Source organism: Bdellovibrio sp. HCB288 (genome assembly GCF_047305935.1).
Classification (GTDB): domain Bacteria; phylum Bdellovibrionota; class Bdellovibrionia; order Bdellovibrionales; family Bdellovibrionaceae; genus Bdellovibrio.
This window is the reverse complement of the sequence record NZ_CP178619.1, coordinates 3,190,040-3,204,969: the sequence shown is the minus strand read 5'-3', so window position 1 is coordinate 3,204,969 and position 14,930 is coordinate 3,190,040. Positions and strand designations below refer to the sequence as shown.

Sequence of the window (14,930 nt, the reverse complement as noted above, 5' to 3'; positions counted from 1 at the left end):
TTATGGGTGTTATTTTGCAGGAAGTCAATGTTTGAGGGTAAACCAATGAAATCATGGCAGGATTTGGGCTTTGAGATCGAGATCACAAAGGATCTGAGCCCCACTTTGCGTTTACTGCAGTCCTTGGATCCCGAGAAGCCCTATGGGGAATCCATGCACCACTCTGGCGGCGCCAGTATCGAGACAACTCACTTGTATGGCAGTGTGGCTCGGGATGTCCTGCAAAAGACTGAAAATCCTCATTTTATGGTGGTGGGCTTGGGGCTTGGCTATATTGAAATGAATATTGCGCGCGAAGCTCTGCTTGCCGGGAAGACGGTGGGGTTGATTACCAGTTACGAAGCTATTTCTGAATTGCGAGAATTCTTTTATGATTGGCTTCATGGCAAAACTGAAAGTCTGCTTCCTGAGGTTGCGTCTATTTACGATCAAGCCTTGATGCATGTTTTGAAGGGGACAGAGATCCCTGAGAGTGAGTTAAAGTCTTTCTTGAAGAAACACTTCCAGTCGGTATCTGACATTCACGGTGCGATGACTGCAGAGATGACATTTCTTTCTCGTTATCATGGTTTTTTTTACGATGCCTACAGTTCAAAAACACATCCCCATCTTTGGGAGGAGGATTTCCTGAACAGACTCCTTCTGGAATCGGCGGAGTCGCAGTGTTCACTATCAACATATGCAGTTAAAGGAACACTCAAGCGGGCACTCAAAGCGAACGGTTTCGCGGTCATCGAACGTGAAGGTTTCTTTACAAAACGTGGCTCGACCTTAGGTGTGAGATCTTGATATTTAATCAATAAACATAATTTGTTTGCGTGAGAGTGGCAGTTGCTGGTTAATAAATATTAGCAATGAAAACTCTTTTTCTGGTTCCATTCTTAATTGGTATTTTATCTGTCGCTCAAGGCAAAGAAGCCCGCTTGGTGACCTTTCCAATTCCTTTTATGGTGGAGGGTGAGCAGGAAGGTTTGTTTGTTAATTTGACCAGGGAGATTGCACAAAGAGTCCCGGTGAAATTCAAAGTGGATATCGTCAAGTCCAACCGGGCAAAGCTGGAGTTTTTCAACGGACTTGCTGCAGGTTATTTTCCAGGGATGGACAATTCCACTCCCAAAGATGCGCTTAAGACTGTGCCCTTTTATGTGCGCACAAATTATATTTTCTATCGGGAGAATAAACCATTTCAAAATCTGAAAGATCTGCGCGGCAAGAAAGTGGGACTGACATTTCGCTACCACTATCCGCCGCAAATTCAAAGTGATACAAAAATCGACTTTATCTACGCCGATGACGACGTGACGAATATGCGTCGCCTGAGCGAATCCATCATAGATGCTTTTATCGTGGAGGAAAAATCGGGCTTAAGAGCGTTGGAATTGAGTCGCGCCAAGGGTATCAGCTACAATAAGGATAACCCTGTTTCCAGTCAGGATTGCTATTTTGCATTTCGTGATAATGAAGAGGGGCGTGTGCTGGTTAAGGAATTCAATTCTGCTTTGCTCAAGATGAAGGAAGATGGAAGTCTGCAGAGGATTCTGAAGCTTTCAGAATCCTCTGCCGTTAAAAAGACCAATTAGTTAGCCAGGGGAATTGGAACCAGGTCCACCGCGAAGCGAGCACCTTCTTTGTAATCGTATTTGATATCGCCAGAAAGCTTCACAGAGTTTGAGCTGTTGTCATATGTCCAGCCGCCGTTGATTTTATTCGCAATCAACTGACCTTTGCCTTGAGTCAACAAATCCGGAGTGCCGTAACGTACACGAAGCATTAATTTACCAGACTCATCCACACGAGGGATTTGAGAAAGGTAGATTTGTTTGGCCAAAGTCTTCACTGTGATTGAGTCACCCATGCTGCCCAATTCCGCACCGAAATTAGGGGAGATAATGCTCATGATAAATTTCTTGCGAATTTCCTTTTCAGTGCCGTTGCCTTGGTTCGCAAGGACGATGGCTTTTTCAATGTTCGCTGGACCAAATGGGCCGCAACCAGAAATTCTTTTCTTTTTATCCGGAGTAAAACACTCAGGGTGGTAGTCAGGGCGAACGCGCAAACCGAAGTCTTTGTTTGTGTCAGCGTCGTTTTTGTCCACAAGCACACCGTAAACAGAAACCTTGTCTTTATTGCCACCTTTGAAGTCGATCAAAGTTTGTGCGATTTGCTCTGAAGTGATGTTGGACGAATCATCTGCATCTGTCATAAAGATCACAACCAATTGAGCGTCATCACGGAAGAAATCCTCATTCGCTGCACCACGACCATTTTTTTGCAAAGCCGCAGTCAAGGGAGAAAAGAATTCCTCAACTTCAGGACCACCTTCAGAGTATGGTGCGATACCGATTTTCAAAGTATTTGCCAATACAGCTGCAGAGTCTTTTTTGGTTACGAAGCGCTCTTGAGTTTCTGTGCCCGCAACAGTTTTTGCGAAACGCAGATCACCCATTTGGTAGGTGTCTTTCTTGGCTTTGGCAAAGCGCTCAGAACTATCCCAAGTCGAAATAACGCCGATATGGTAATCGATCATTTTGTTGCTTGTGATACCGTTCGTGAAACGGTTCAAGTTCTTGATCAAATTCGCTTGCGCTGTTTTCATGGAGTCAGAGTTGTCAGTTACAAACAAGATGTCAACGCGAGGGTTGAAATCAAGCTGACTTTGACCACCGTCTTCAGTGATCCAGGAAAATTGCTGAGCAGGTACATCAGGAAAAACCGGAATTTCAGCTTTCTCCTGCACAAGTTCTTTTTGCGCCAGGATCGTTCCCGATTCCTGTGCACACGCGGAAAGAAGCATGAAAGCCGACAGATAAATGCAAAGAACTAAAAGTGGTTTCACATTTTTCTCCTAACATTTTGTGCGCAGGACTTGGTCACAACGTCATATTTATCAAGTTCATCAATCCAAGGGCGTCCATCGTCTTTGAAAACAAGAAGGTCCGCATTGGTTTTTTTGAATTCATTTTCAGTGAACATGGACTCAGCCATTTGCTGATCCGTATGCACGCGTTGAATGGCCTCAACTTCAACCAGGTTCAGCTTGCCGATGATGCGTCTGTTTTCAGCCGTTTCATCCGCCGCCAGTTGTTGAAGTCTTACTTTCATTTTTGCGAAAGCTTCTTTGTTCACCTGATCAAGCTCTGTTTGCAAAGTTCTTTGCGTGTTGTTTTTCGCAAGAACCTCCATGCCTTTTTGGCTTACTTTGAAGCGCAACATCTGTTTTTGCAGTTCCATGTCCTTATAGTAAAGAACCGGAAGTTTCAGCAAGGACTCGCCAACTTCATTGGCTTGAAGAGGGAATTTATCAACTTTCTTAAGGACGTTCAGGAAAGAGTCGTTGAAACCGTTCTTGGAAAGATCCTGAACGGAGGCAACGCGGTCTCTTTGTTTTTCCTTAAAGGCCTGAGTCGTTTTGAAAACAGATTTGTAATCACAGATTTTCAGGTTAGCCAGGGATTGCAGGAAGTAGGCTTCCGCATTCACAACTTCGCCAAATTGGGGGCTGATCAAAGTTTTGGATTGTGCCAAAGCTTTTTCAGAATCATTCATTCTGAAGTAAGCCCAGCCTTTTTCCTCAACAACCTGGAACCAGTAGTCAGAACCACGAGGGATCTGATTGTAAAGGTTCATAGCTTGTGAGTATTGGCCTTTGGCGAACAGCTCACGAGCTTGTTTGATTTTCGCTTTGTTTTTTTCATCTGCAGAGGAAATCAAAGTCTTGGATTCAAGATTTTTGAAATTCAACAGATTCAAAGTCGTTTTGCCGCTTTTTTCAGATAAGGATTTTTCCAGGGAAGTTCCCCAGTCATTAACTGAAAAACGCTCAGCAGCCAGTGCGTTGTGACCAACACCCAGGACTGTCACCATCATTAGTTTGGAGACAAAGGATTTTCCGGAAATCATAACATCCATCCAAAGCCAAGGTTGCCTGTGACAACGTTCAAATTACGGTCGCCAGTAACTGGTTTGTCAGTGTAATTCAAGTAACGGATTTCAGCTCTTGCTGTCAGGCTTTTTGTGATCCAGGCACCAACACCCAAACCAGCCGTGTAAACAGCAGTGGATCCGCTGGACAATGTGATTTGTCCGCCACCACCAAGAAGGTAAAGGTCGAACTGAGTCACGCCCACATCCATAAAGCTGGTTTTACCGTAGATTGGGTACCAGTTCAAAACTGCCATGACTGCGTTTTCCGGATAGTCGATATCAACGGCATACGCCCGGCCACCAGCCTGGTAGTTGGCTTTAGCCTGATCGAAGATGCGCTGACCTTCTGGCGACAAGGTGTTGCCGAAGTCATAGTATCTTGCCCCGATGGACCAGCGTGGAGTGATGTGGAAATCCGCAGCTACTCCCAAAGCCTGAGTTTTAGTGTAAGCATCGCCACCGAAATTCATTCCGTAGTTAACACCAACCTCAAGACGGTTTCTTCTGTCAACAATACGCTCCTGAACGATGCGAGAGCGGCTTTCCGACTTGATATTTTGCGCCATATTCATCAATTGCTCGTTGCCGCCCAATGAATCGATGTCGTTTCTGACATCGGAATTGTCGTTTGTACGCGCCTGTTGAGAAACCGGGGCTGCGGATTTTTTAGCAGTCTTTTTGGAAGCTGCTGCGAAGGAGTTTTGCGCGCAAAGTGCAAGAACCAATGTCAGTGAAAGAAGTTTGAAGTTTTTCATAACTATTTCGCCTCCGCAGTTTTAACAGCTGTTTGAGCTGGTGCCGCACATAGACCTTTGTCTTTGGCAGTTTTAACCGTTTTCAAAGAGTAGTCTGTCACATCACTGATACGACCATTCAATGTGCTGGTCGCAGCCATTGGGATGGAGCCCTTCAGGGTTTTTGAAGTTGCATCACAAGGAACTTCCCAAGTCAGCGTGCAATCCTGTTTGGAAGCGCCCACCGCAGAAGTTACGCATGCAACTTGTGGATTGCCGGGAAGAGTTGAAGATTTCGTTTCCACGTTAACAGCAGCATTTCTGTTGTTGGAAGAAGCTGAGAACTGAAGAACGATTTTTTCGCCAGGGGAAACTTCCAGGCCTTGTTTGCCCAAACCAGAAACGTCAAAGCGGGGAGCTGTGATAGTTTTTGTGTAAAGGATTTTAGCCTGAACAAGAGTTTCTGGAGCTGAACGGCCGTTAGCGCCGTAAGCTTTTACGCTGAAGCGAATGCGAGTGCCATCGGCTTGCAACATAATAGTACCGTCTTTGTTAAGCTGTGGTTGAACTGCGATATTTTTAGTATCGAAGATATAGCTTACTTTCCATTTTGAATCGCCAAGGTATTCAGCATCTTTTTTGTTGATGTCTGCGATCACATAGCGAGAGCCATCAAGTTCCTGATAGTCTTTGCCAGTTTGGATAGCTGCGCCATCGTAACTGATAACAACACGTGGTTTTTGAGTGGATTTACCATCGATACCTGGAACTTTTACGATCACAGTGAATGGTGTCAATTGGTCTTCAGAAACTTCAGCGCCGATTCCAGTTACGGACAATTCAGTGGGAGCCAACTCAGTTTGAGAAACCAGGATGTTTTGATTTAGCTCTTTTGTCATGCCTTTAAGTGCAGCCGCGTTCTTGGCTTGTCCGCCATTGGTAATAGTCACTGTGAATTTCACAGGGATTTTTACCAGAGTGCTTTCTTGCACCAGGCTTGGAGTCCAAGTCAGGTTATAAATGTCTTTGGCGGAAGAAGGATTCAATGTAGCGCCTTCAGGAAGGTTTGCAGCAGTCAGCGTAACTGCCGCACCAGGAACTGGCAGGGAAGCGCGGATTTTAACCGTCTTCGCTTTGCCAGCTTCCCACATAAGGTCGTCTTCGATGTTTAGCATGATCATTGACTGAGTAACGTCAGTTTCTTTGATGTAAACTGGTACTTTCTCAACGACAACGGTTTCAGTATTGATGGTTGTCGGTTTGTCCGGACCCATCTGAGTAATCACTTTCGCTTGAGCGCGCAGTTCCTCTAAGTCCGAAGACGGACTTTTTTGCCAGCCATCACATGCTGTGAGAGCCAAGCTTACCGGGATTACGATCATCAAACTTTTTACCGTCTTCATACCAACCTCTTAATTCGTTCAAATTAACGGGAAGAAACTCTCATCAATTCGAACGGGTAAAGAACATCCACGTTTACTTTTCCAACTGGTTTCGGGAACTGCCAGTTTTTCATTTTCGCGATCATGCAATCTTCAACCATGCGTGAGTTCAAAGAACTTTGAGCCACACGTGCTGTTGTGATGCGACCATTTGGTCCGATCACGAAATCGACTGCCACACGACCACCAATAGCTGGCTGTGCTTGCAGACCTCTTTCATAGCAGTACACGATTTGACCTTTATTGCGGTTGATCACCGCAATAATCTGGTCACGGTCCAGGCCGCCTTCAACAGTCGCTTCCGCATCAAGTGGAAGACTGGAAGCCGATGTACCGCCAACCATATTCATTTTTCCATAACCTGCACGGCCGCCGCCGACACCACGTGTGCCGTAGCCACCAGCAGATTGCGCACGACCACCTTCACCCGCAGAACCGGCGATCAAGCCGTTGCCAGGAAGGAAGCCTTTAACACCACCACGACCTGCAGAACCGACACCACCACCACCATTGCCGACACCTGCAGAGCGGATGGCTTTCATGGAGTTGTTATCCAAACCCTCGTAACCACGAGTGCCCTTTGGAGTTCCGCCCAATGCAGCCAGGGCACCAACGCGTTGTACGTTGCGGGCTTTCGCTGTATTGGTTGTGTATTTCTTAACTTTCAGAGGTTGTTTTTTAACCACTGGTTTATAGACCTTATTGGAAGGTTTGATTTTCTTTTCAGAAACCTTCACATGAGGTGCTTTTTGTTGAACGACTTTCTGAGTTTCTTGTTTAGGCAATACGATCGTCACCAAAGGAGCTTCGTCCTTTTTAGTGAAGTAAGTCGCCATAACCCAGGTGCCCATCATGATAAGAGCCACTGCGACAATGTGTCCAACAGCCGTGCGAGTAAGGATAGTTTTAAGCTGTTCCTGATCGTTCTCTTCCTGCAAAGTGTGGATCGGGCTGTTGATGTCATCAAAAGTTGCCAGTCTTACGCGACCCAATCCTTGCAGAATTTCACCTTGTTCATTCATTTTGCCAAGGTTGATTTTCTTAATAAGGCTGTATTCGATATCGTTGTTTTTAAGAACACTTAAATCAGCAAGCGCTTCCACGCGGCGGGCATCCTTCAAATACACGATATTCAAGGACTCTGAATCCACGGCAAATGTGCGGACCTTTTGGCCTGCGATATTTTCCAGAATGATGAGTTTTGCTGCGTTCATGTTTACGTCCTAGTTTCTTTTTTGATCGGCTTGGATTCGGTCATTAAATTCTTTTCTTCCGACCAAAAGATCATCTAACAATTTATCGTTTTCCACCGTGGCTTTCGTATTCAGAGAGCTTTGGTATTTTCCGCGGAGCGCACTTCCATCAAACTTAAAAGAAGTACCCAGCTGCGCTTTACTGCCTTCGGCTTTCTTTGCTTTGTTTGCAGCGAAGGAGCTTTGGGCACCCAGCATACAAAGCAAGAAGGGGGCCAACAAAATTAGCTTTTTCATAGGCTTTTTCCTCTCTGTAATTGATTTAAACGGCCTTCCAGATATGAAGCCATTAACGGATGGCCCATTTTTGTCTCCAGAGTTTTAAGTTTTACAATCTCACTGGTGTTGTTAGGCTCAGCTGCCACTGATTTGCGTGCGGAGGCCAAATCAGAAGCACTTGCCGGTGACGAATTTAGCGCACTGGCGATTTCGGACTTCATTTTGCCGCCTTCCTCAAGCTGAGTGATCAGGGTCATCTCGCGTTTAAGGATGTTTTGAACCTCAGGACGGGCATTGCGGTAGTCAGCAGCCATTTGCGCCAGGACCGGGGAGCTGTTTAAGAGCTCTTTCTCACGTTGTTCCGCAAAGCGGGCCTTCATCAAATAAGGTTTGGATTGAGATTTAAGGATCCCAATGTACTGAGCCTGCTCCTGGGCAGTCAGGCCCTTCGGCATAGGAAGATTCGACAAATCACGAACCATTCTATCGTTTTCACGAGCCACGATCTCAAGTGACATCAACTGAGCTGTGATATCACGAGTGCGATTGGCTTCTGCCAACAGGCTGTCAGCACGGCCCAGAAGCTTAATACGCTCTTTGATGCCGGCTTGCATGCTGCGGTCGTTTTTCGCATTGATGCCATGGGAAGAGATCTGTTTATTGAAGCTGATAGCCTTGTTGTAGAAAGGCTGTTTTTCAATAAATTGCGCAGCCGAACGGTTGCGAATCTCTTTCATCGCCAATACAGACTTCAAGTTAGCAGTCATACCCTGACGTGCGTAAACCAAAAGGGCAGTCTCGTTCAACAAAGCTGGTTTACGGCGTAGTTCGCCAGCCTGAGCTTTCAGTTCGGCGCCTGGGTTGGAAGCCAATAAGACCAGGCGAGTGCGCACCACAAGGGCGCGGTCACCTTTAAGACTCAATTTAAGGGTTGTACGGTAGTGACGTTGAGGATTGGTATTGGCCAAATCCGCCAAAGTACCCAGACGGAACTCTCTGTCTCGTTCTGAGACTTTTGGCATTTTCAGGCGCACAGCCGTTTTATAAGCGCTGACGAAATCCAATTTGGTCTCATAGTAGCCAGTCAGTTGCTCAAGCAAGGATTCTTTGCGAGGAGCGGGAATGTCAGATGCGATCAGCTTTTGTAATGCAGCCACATAGATAGCATCTTCACCCAGTTTTTGCGCCAGGATGCTTTCGTTAGTGTAGAACAAAACCTTTTCCTCTGCCGAAGCTGTCGCCAGATTCGCAGATGTGATGCGCTTCAAAACAGTGCGCATGTCAGATTTGCTGGAGTTTGGATTATTCGCCAATGCCGCCGCTTGATTCATCAAAGCTTTGCGTGCTGTTAAATCATATTCAGCTTTGTGACCAGGGAAAAGGCTCGCGTAGTTTGCTGCCAGATCCTGAATCTGTTCGTCGTTTTTTAGTTGCGCCAGGCTGTCCAGCGCCAGGTCCGCGGATTTTTTGCGAAGCTCTGCTTTGCCGGATTTGTCTTCAGCCAGGTCATTAAACGCAACCGCGGATTCTTTCAATTGTTTTTGCTGGTAGCTCAAGTACGCCAATTGGTAGCGAACTTCAAAAGTCTTGCCTTCGTCTTTTCCTTTCTTAAGGAAATTAACGTAAGCCGCTTTTTGTATTTCAATGTCATTGGATTTTTCACCAGCCGCAACTTCGTTAAGAAGGGCGTTTTGGCGGTCCTTTTCGGAAAGATCAGAATTGTCACTGATCGCACGGTACAACTGGGCAGCAATAGCGGGTTTACCCATATCCATTGCCACTTGCGCGCCACGAGTGGTCATCTCTGTATCTTGCGGGAAAGTATTGGAATAGATCACATACGCGTTCAAAAGGTCCTGATCGGGTTTCAATTTTTTTGAACGGTGAAGCTCTGTCACATAGCGCTTCATGGTTTTTTTAAGCTCTTCACATTTGGAAGCTTCTTTGCAATCAGTGCTTTTGAAAGCTTTGGCCGCTTTGGCAAAATCCTGAGTGGATTTTCCGGCTTGTCCACGGTCGTAGTTAATTTGCGCCATACGTACGAAAGCTTCCAATGTTTCAGTTTCAGTCAGACCTTCCTGATCCATGTAGCGGCTTAGGATGTCATGAGCGGCTTGTTTTTGACCGACACGGTCTGCTTCTTTGGCAAAGTCCAAAAGAAGTTCTTTGCGCTTTTCTTTTGGTGAAAGCACTTCAAAGCGCGCGATCTCTTTAGTTGAGATATTACGGCGCGCATAGAAAGTGCCCAAGTCGCGCACGATATCTGCGTGAAACACAGGATCGTAGGAAGTGCCTTTTTCAGTATCACGAGTGATTTGTTCTGGTTTGGAAAGAAGAGATTCCAAAGTTTTGATTGAAGCAGCCAGTTTCTCTTCGTTGAAATCACTCCAGGCCATATTGTAAGTGATCAACGCACGGTTTTGCAGGTTCTTATCCTGAAGCGCGATCACATAGTGATTCTTTGCGTCTTTGAATTTGGCTTTTTGGAATAAAAGATCACCCAGCTCCGCATGAGAACGGGAGACGATGTCTTTAGCAATATTCTTCTTTTTTGCGTCTTTAACTATGCTTTGGAAAAGATCGATAGCCTTGTCGTTTTGACCGGCCATTTGATAAAGATGTCCCAATTGGAACAGGATGGGACCATGTTCGTTCAATTTTACCTGCGAAAGCAAGTTCTCGTAAATCTCAACTGCTTTTTGGCGGTCCGCTTTGGAGCCTTTGCAGCCGTCACAATTGGATTCCATCTCCTGCATAAAGCGCGTGCGCGCTCTTTCTGCCAGAGTGTCAGCCAGACGTTGCTGGGTAGGGATCCACGATGGATCTTTTTTATCCATCGCTGATAAAACGCGCTCCATCTTGCCGACGACAAGATCCTGCGTGTCGGAGTTCATCTTTTCCGCGCGGGCGATCTGAGTGAACAGGGCACCCGCAAGAATTGGACTGATAATGAGGAGGCGTTTTAAGTTTTTCATTGTTTTGGTACCACCGCGAATTTAAGTTTTTCGATACCTGCCAGTGATCCAGCTTTAATGATTGGATCCAGGTCCGCGTATTTCATTTCGGTGTCAGCTTGGATCATAAGCTCGATCTCTTGTTTGGCGTCTTTCTTCAAAGATTCCAATTTTGAACCCAGCTGGCTGTCTGCAACTCGTACGTCGTTAATAAAGTAATTGCCCTTTTCGATTCTCAAAATCGGCATTTCCTTTTCAACGCTGGTCGCCTGATCTGCCAACGGCAGATTGATGTTGCCGGATTTAACCTCGAGACCGGTGGATTGAGTTCCGATCAAAAGATAAATCACGATAATTGAAAAAGCGTCGATCAAAGAAGTCAAAGGCAGTGCCAATGCAAGACCACCCTTGCCGGATTTTTTGCGCGAGCCTGGTTTCAGGCTTTGTGCTTCTGCCAGCAAGGAACGTTTTTGATTGGTGTTTAAGAATGAAGTTCTCATAATATTACCCTAGTGGGGACAAGCCCACGCCTTCGAATGAGTTTTGCTTCAATTTATCCATCACGCGGATCACATCACCGTAATTGGTTTGTGCTCCAGGACGAACAACACTTGTTTTTAGCTCAGGCCATTTTGCTTTATAAGCCTGCAAGCGTGACTCGAGGGTTGCCAAATCCAAACCTTTTGATGACTTTGCAATACGCTCTTCCAGGGTTTTTGCCTTGGGGATATCGCGCAAAGAAAGCTGCACACTGCCGTCCGCTTCCAAAGTAACCCAAAGGGACGGTGGATTCGTCGCGCCAGCTGTGGAGTTGTCTCCGATGGCCTGTTTGGTATCAATTGTACCGACCTGCAACCACACTGCAGTCAAAAGCAAAAAGCAGATGAGTACAGAAAGGATATCCAGGATCGGCAGGATATTGAGCTCGAAATTTAATTTGTCGTTACCGTTACCTGATGCGCTCATAAAAGCCCTCTCAGTTATGCGTTTTTATTACTACTTAAGTGCTTTTTCTTTTTTGTCAGAAACTGGAGCGTAGTGGTAACCAAGCTGGATGAACAAATTCAATGCGCCTTTGTTCAAGTCTTCTGTCAAACGAGTCGCTCTGTTTTGAAGAACCGCGTACATGATCAAAGCTGGAACCGCTACGATCAAACCGTAAGCTGTCGTATTCATCGCTAAAGAGATACCTTGTGACAAGATCGCCGCTTTTTCTGCAGGGTTTGCGTTAGAGATACCGGCAAATGAGTGGATCAAACCAGTGATCGTACCCAAAAGACCAAGCAAAGTAGCTACGTTGGCAAACATCGCCAGGAAGCCAATGCGCTTTTCCACGCGAGTGGATTCTTCAAGAAGAACTTCGTCCATTTTAAGTTGGATTTCCTCTTTGCCACCCATATCGATTGCCGCTTGGATACCAGCAGAAGCCACAACACCCAATGGTTGAGTCATACCCAATTGCATTGAACGGCGTAGAGCCTTATCCAGGTTTCCAGCCTTGATATCTTCAGCTAGAGTTTTAGAGATATCCTTTTGATTTACTTTGCGATTCATGAAAAGCGCAACAGAGCGCTCAGCAATGATAGCTACAGACACGATCTGAGCAGCTAGAATAGTCCACATCCAGATAGCATCTCCTGAAGTAAAACCGCGACCAAGTGACATTAAAAATTCCATGTAATTCCTCCGGGTTAAAAGTTTTCCCGCAAGATTACGAGCAAGGCCTGAGCCACATAAAAAGCGACTGTGTTGGCTTTGACAGGATTTTAGCGACTAAATTTGGCACAGGTGACGTTTTATGGCGGCTCTTAGGGAAGGCTAGACATATTCATTTTGTCGGAATGGAGTCGTTGAAAGCATAAAAAAAAGGCCAGCTAAAAGCCGGCCTTTGCAATAACAATGGAATTCAGACTATTCCAAGTGAGTTCTTTGCATGATACTGCGATCGCATTTGCCAGTGAAGGCGTGATCTTTAGCGCGCTCTTTTGGAGCGTTCTCAAAGAAGCGGCGAAGACCGGGAACATTCACGGAAACCATTTGGGCCATTTGCGCTTCAGACGGGTTGTGAGTGGTGCCCATTTCAAACAACAAAGACCAGATACCATGCTTCCAGTAAGCATAGTCTTCAAATGCGCCATCAGCTGCATAAAGCATGTCCTTGGAGTTCCCAACATCATAGCCACTTTCCACAACAGCATCTTTGGATAGTTGAATGAATGTGGCGTCATCCTTGGTCATCACGTCACGAGTTGAAAAGCCCCAAGGATACAATACTGCAGGCCAGTGTGTGTGTAAAGTTGCAGAGCTGATGATGTTCTTGGCATCAATAAAGTCCGCCAATGCCTTAGTGGCTTTGGATTTAAAAGGTTTTCCAGTGATGCAAGGACCTGGATAGTCGCGGTTTTGGTCCACTGAATTGTAGCCAACGCGCTCATAGCGGGAGCGACTGTTGAAGCCTGGGATATTCAAAACCGGAATGATGTAGACGGTGTGACCTTGGATTGGGTTTTTTGCAAATGCATCTGCAGCACCCATTGCCACAGCTGTTGAGCCGTATTCGTTGCCATGATGAGTGCCTACGATCAGGTTGGCTCTTTCGCCATTGCCGATTTTAATGGCGATAATGTTCTGACCGGAATCAGAAGGGCCCAGATCAATAAGTTCAGTGGTTGAAGGGTTGGCTTGTTGAATCTGCTGCAAAGTCTGAACAACGGTTGCATAGTTGGTAACAGGCGCATTGGATGGTGATACTAATAGAGAGAATAAAAGTTCTAGCATGAATATTACGATGCGGACTCGCTCCTGGCCTTGTCAAAAGACTAAGGCGGTCCCAAAGTAGAACTGGACTAAAAGCTTGCGGGTGGTTTGTGAGGCAAAACTACGAAATTGTCGCAAACTTTCTGACGTATTCAATGACCGAGGATTTAAATTCTTCCGGTAAGCCCACAAAGCGCAGACCTGCATAACCATCATTGCCTATATAGACAACTTCGCAAGTGGTGGTGATCGTCTGATACAGATTCGGACTGGAGAGTGTGGCAAAGAATTTTTGACCAATTTGCAGACCATCGGCATCGTTGATACCCAAACCACCTTCGCTGATGGAGATCACGCGGCATTTGATGGAAGCGGAAGTTTCAGAAGGTTCAAATTCCAACGTGCCGACAATCGGTACACGTGGGTGGGATCTGCGGCTGATGCCAAGATCGTCAACGACCTGTTGAAGTGCGTAGACTTCCTTCCAGGTTCTGCCGCCATCAATGGAGATGTCCACCTGCGAGAGATCGGTCATTTTTTTAAGTTGTGCGATCATGTCTGAATACATCACAGCAGTCTTGGAGGGTTTGCCTTCAATGCGAGTTAGCCAGGTTTTGCTTTGATCGCTGGCAGCCGTTACGGGTGGCAGGCTTTTGATTTTGGCGCGCCATTTGGACGGGGTTTCCCATTCACCTTGACCGCGTCCCCAGATAGAGACTTCTTTCATGGATGCGATTTGTGATTCAATTTCCTCTGGTTCAAACGGCCCTGTCACTTGTCCTTCATTGAGGATAAACCAAATTTTCGACATTCCCAAGTCACCCTTCTGAAATCTGTATTGCCTTTATTACAGCGAAAGGTATATCACTTTGTCTAGGAGATTTACGAATGAAGTACATTATCGCAGGCACCGATCGCCCGGACTCTAAAACGCTGAAGTTGGCCCATTATGTTCAAGGGATTTATGAAGCTCAGGGTGAGCATGTCGAGATTATTGATCTGGTGGAGGTTAAGGAACACCTTCATACCGGACCTCATTATGGGAAAACCCACTCTGGATTGCAGCCTTATTTGGATAAACTGGTGGCTTCCGAAGGATTGATCGTTATTTGTCCTGAGTACAACGGTTCCATGCCAGGAGCTTTGAAGTACTTCATCGATCACATGAAGTTTCCTGAAACGTTTGAGTATCGCCCAGTGTGTTTTATTGGCTTGGGTTGGATGTTTGGTGGACTTCGTCCGATTGAACATCTGCAACAGGTCTTTGGCTACCGCAATGCCTTTATTTACCCAGAACGTATCTTCATCATGAATGCTCCCAAGGTTTTGAATGACGAAGGTGAGCCACAAGATGAAACCATCAAGCAGTTGCTGGTGAAGCAGGCGACAGGATTCAGAAACTTTGTTTCTGCCTTGTCAGCTTTCAAAATCGACGCAAATTCTATTATTGCGTCAAAGAAGTCGTAGTAGTTGATGCTGGGTGGCGGTTGTCAGCCAGCGTCTTATCAGTCAGACGAACTTCAAAATAGATCAGCCCGATTAAAATCAATGCTGCCAGAGCCCACTTGGAGTGGGCGATGGTCCGCAGAACCGGGTTTTTATGATCAGATCGAAGCATAAGTTTACTCCCTGAACCTCTATTTTCCC

Annotated in this window: 16 protein-coding genes; 3 read left to right on the top strand and 13 right to left on the bottom strand. The window is 46.0% G+C overall.

All coding sequences use genetic code 11. From position 1 onward, the window contains the following. Positions 1-45: 45 nt before the first annotated feature. Together ACLVWR_RS15705 and ACLVWR_RS15700 are read left to right on the top strand one after the other, a co-directional pair. A complete protein-coding gene (locus ACLVWR_RS15705) occupies positions 46-789 on the top strand; it encodes an MnmC family methyltransferase (protein WP_413581552.1) in 744 nt (247 codons plus the stop codon). Between the two features lie 65 nt (positions 790-854). Continuing rightward, positions 855-1,580 (top strand): substrate-binding periplasmic protein, encoded by a 726-nt coding sequence (locus ACLVWR_RS15700; RefSeq protein ID WP_413581551.1) that lies wholly within the window; start codon positions 855-857, stop codon positions 1,578-1,580. Here ACLVWR_RS15700 and ACLVWR_RS15695 read toward each other — a convergent pair. The 12 genes from ACLVWR_RS15695 to ACLVWR_RS15640 all read right to left on the bottom strand — a co-directional run bounded on the left by ACLVWR_RS15695 (position 1,577) and on the right by ACLVWR_RS15640 (position 14,094). After that, a complete protein-coding gene (locus ACLVWR_RS15695; protein WP_413581550.1) occupies positions 1,577-2,836 on the bottom strand; it encodes a hypothetical protein in 1,260 nt (419 codons plus the stop codon). The two genes, ACLVWR_RS15700 and ACLVWR_RS15695, sit on opposite strands and share 4 nt — an antisense overlap. Continuing rightward, on the bottom strand, positions 2,833-3,900 hold the full coding sequence (locus ACLVWR_RS15690; RefSeq protein ID WP_413581549.1) for a hypothetical protein: 1,068 nt from the start codon (positions 3,898-3,900) through the stop codon (positions 2,833-2,835). Before ACLVWR_RS15690 ends, ACLVWR_RS15695 begins: the two co-directional genes overlap by 4 nt. Next, entirely contained in the window at positions 3,897-4,679 is a 783-nt protein-coding gene (locus ACLVWR_RS15685; protein WP_413581548.1) for an outer membrane beta-barrel domain-containing protein, read from the bottom strand. Before ACLVWR_RS15685 ends, ACLVWR_RS15690 begins: the two co-directional genes overlap by 4 nt. A 2-nt stretch (positions 4,680-4,681) precedes the next feature. After that, entirely contained in the window at positions 4,682-6,061 is a 1,380-nt protein-coding gene (locus ACLVWR_RS15680; RefSeq protein WP_413581547.1) for a putative Ig domain-containing protein, read from the bottom strand. 23 nt (positions 6,062-6,084) lie between these two features. After that, a complete protein-coding gene (locus ACLVWR_RS15675) occupies positions 6,085-7,314 on the bottom strand; it encodes a TonB family protein (protein WP_413581546.1) in 1,230 nt (409 codons plus the stop codon). Between the two features lie 9 nt (positions 7,315-7,323). Continuing rightward, complete coding sequence (locus ACLVWR_RS15670) at positions 7,324-7,590, bottom strand: hypothetical protein (protein WP_413581545.1); 267 nt, start codon at positions 7,588-7,590, stop codon at positions 7,324-7,326. Beyond that, positions 7,587-10,547, bottom strand: a complete 2,961-nt coding sequence (locus ACLVWR_RS15665) for a tetratricopeptide repeat protein (protein ID WP_413581544.1) — start codon at positions 10,545-10,547, stop codon at positions 7,587-7,589. The genes ACLVWR_RS15670 and ACLVWR_RS15665 overlap by 4 nt, the downstream gene beginning before the upstream one ends. Then, complete coding sequence (locus tag ACLVWR_RS15660; RefSeq protein ID WP_413581543.1) at positions 10,544-11,026, bottom strand: ExbD/TolR family protein; 483 nt, start codon at positions 11,024-11,026, stop codon at positions 10,544-10,546. Before ACLVWR_RS15660 ends, ACLVWR_RS15665 begins: the two co-directional genes overlap by 4 nt. A gap of 4 nt (positions 11,027-11,030) precedes the next feature. Next, the gene (locus tag ACLVWR_RS15655) at positions 11,031-11,492 is read right to left on the bottom strand and encodes an ExbD/TolR family protein (RefSeq protein WP_413581542.1); all 462 of its coding nucleotides are present in this window, start codon (positions 11,490-11,492) and stop codon (positions 11,031-11,033) included. Positions 11,493-11,522: 30 nt separating this feature from the next. Continuing rightward, positions 11,523-12,203: a MotA/TolQ/ExbB proton channel family protein gene (locus tag ACLVWR_RS15650; RefSeq protein WP_340597399.1), complete on the bottom strand. Its 681-nt coding sequence runs from the start codon at positions 12,201-12,203 to the stop codon at positions 11,523-11,525. Between the two features lie 234 nt (positions 12,204-12,437). Continuing rightward, entirely contained in the window at positions 12,438-13,304 is an 867-nt protein-coding gene (locus ACLVWR_RS15645) for a M14 family zinc carboxypeptidase (protein ID WP_340597400.1), read from the bottom strand. 100 nt (positions 13,305-13,404) lie between these two features. Further along, positions 13,405-14,094, bottom strand: a complete 690-nt coding sequence (locus tag ACLVWR_RS15640) for a PilZ domain-containing protein (RefSeq protein ID WP_413581541.1) — start codon at positions 14,092-14,094, stop codon at positions 13,405-13,407. 77 nt (positions 14,095-14,171) lie between these two features. Between ACLVWR_RS15640 and ACLVWR_RS15635 the strand changes: the two genes are divergently transcribed. Continuing rightward, entirely contained in the window at positions 14,172-14,750 is a 579-nt protein-coding gene (locus ACLVWR_RS15635) for an NAD(P)H-dependent oxidoreductase (RefSeq protein WP_340597402.1), read from the top strand. On the opposite strand, the gene ACLVWR_RS15630 is transcribed toward ACLVWR_RS15635, so the two are convergent. Then, positions 14,728-14,901 (bottom strand): hypothetical protein, encoded by a 174-nt coding sequence (locus tag ACLVWR_RS15630; RefSeq protein ID WP_413581540.1) that lies wholly within the window; start codon positions 14,899-14,901, stop codon positions 14,728-14,730. The genes ACLVWR_RS15635 and ACLVWR_RS15630 overlap by 23 nt on opposite strands. Positions 14,902-14,930 lie beyond the last annotated feature (29 nt).

Bases quoted from the DNA above. Each gene is read 5' to 3' on its own strand.
- ACLVWR_RS15705 (WP_413581552.1), top strand. From the start codon at position 46: ATGAAATCATGGCAGGATTTGGGCTTTGAGATCGAGATCACAAAGGAT.
- ACLVWR_RS15700 (WP_413581551.1), top strand. From the start codon at position 855: ATGAAAACTCTTTTTCTGGTTCCATTCTTAATTGGTATTTTATCTGTC.
- ACLVWR_RS15690 (WP_413581549.1), bottom strand. From the start codon at position 3,900: ATGATTTCCGGAAAATCCTTTGTCTCCAAACTAATGATGGTGACAGTC.
- ACLVWR_RS15685 (WP_413581548.1), bottom strand. From the start codon at position 4,679: ATGAAAAACTTCAAACTTCTTTCACTGACATTGGTTCTTGCACTTTGC.
- ACLVWR_RS15680 (WP_413581547.1), bottom strand. From the start codon at position 6,061: ATGAAGACGGTAAAAAGTTTGATGATCGTAATCCCGGTAAGCTTGGCT.
- ACLVWR_RS15675 (WP_413581546.1), bottom strand. From the start codon at position 7,314: ATGAACGCAGCAAAACTCATCATTCTGGAAAATATCGCAGGCCAAAAG.
- ACLVWR_RS15670 (WP_413581545.1), bottom strand. From the start codon at position 7,590: ATGAAAAAGCTAATTTTGTTGGCCCCCTTCTTGCTTTGTATGCTGGGT.
- ACLVWR_RS15665 (WP_413581544.1), bottom strand. From the start codon at position 10,547: ATGAAAAACTTAAAACGCCTCCTCATTATCAGTCCAATTCTTGCGGGT.
- ACLVWR_RS15660 (WP_413581543.1), bottom strand. From the start codon at position 11,026: ATGAGAACTTCATTCTTAAACACCAATCAAAAACGTTCCTTGCTGGCA.
- ACLVWR_RS15655 (WP_413581542.1), bottom strand. From the start codon at position 11,492: ATGAGCGCATCAGGTAACGGTAACGACAAATTAAATTTCGAGCTCAAT.
- ACLVWR_RS15650 (WP_340597399.1), bottom strand. From the start codon at position 12,203: ATGGAATTTTTAATGTCACTTGGTCGCGGTTTTACTTCAGGAGATGCT.
- ACLVWR_RS15645 (WP_340597400.1), bottom strand. From the start codon at position 13,304: ATGCTAGAACTTTTATTCTCTCTATTAGTATCACCATCCAATGCGCCT.
- ACLVWR_RS15640 (WP_413581541.1), bottom strand. From the start codon at position 14,094: ATGTCGAAAATTTGGTTTATCCTCAATGAAGGACAAGTGACAGGGCCG.
- ACLVWR_RS15635 (WP_340597402.1), top strand. From the start codon at position 14,172: ATGAAGTACATTATCGCAGGCACCGATCGCCCGGACTCTAAAACGCTG.
- ACLVWR_RS15630 (WP_413581540.1), bottom strand. From the start codon at position 14,901: ATGCTTCGATCTGATCATAAAAACCCGGTTCTGCGGACCATCGCCCAC.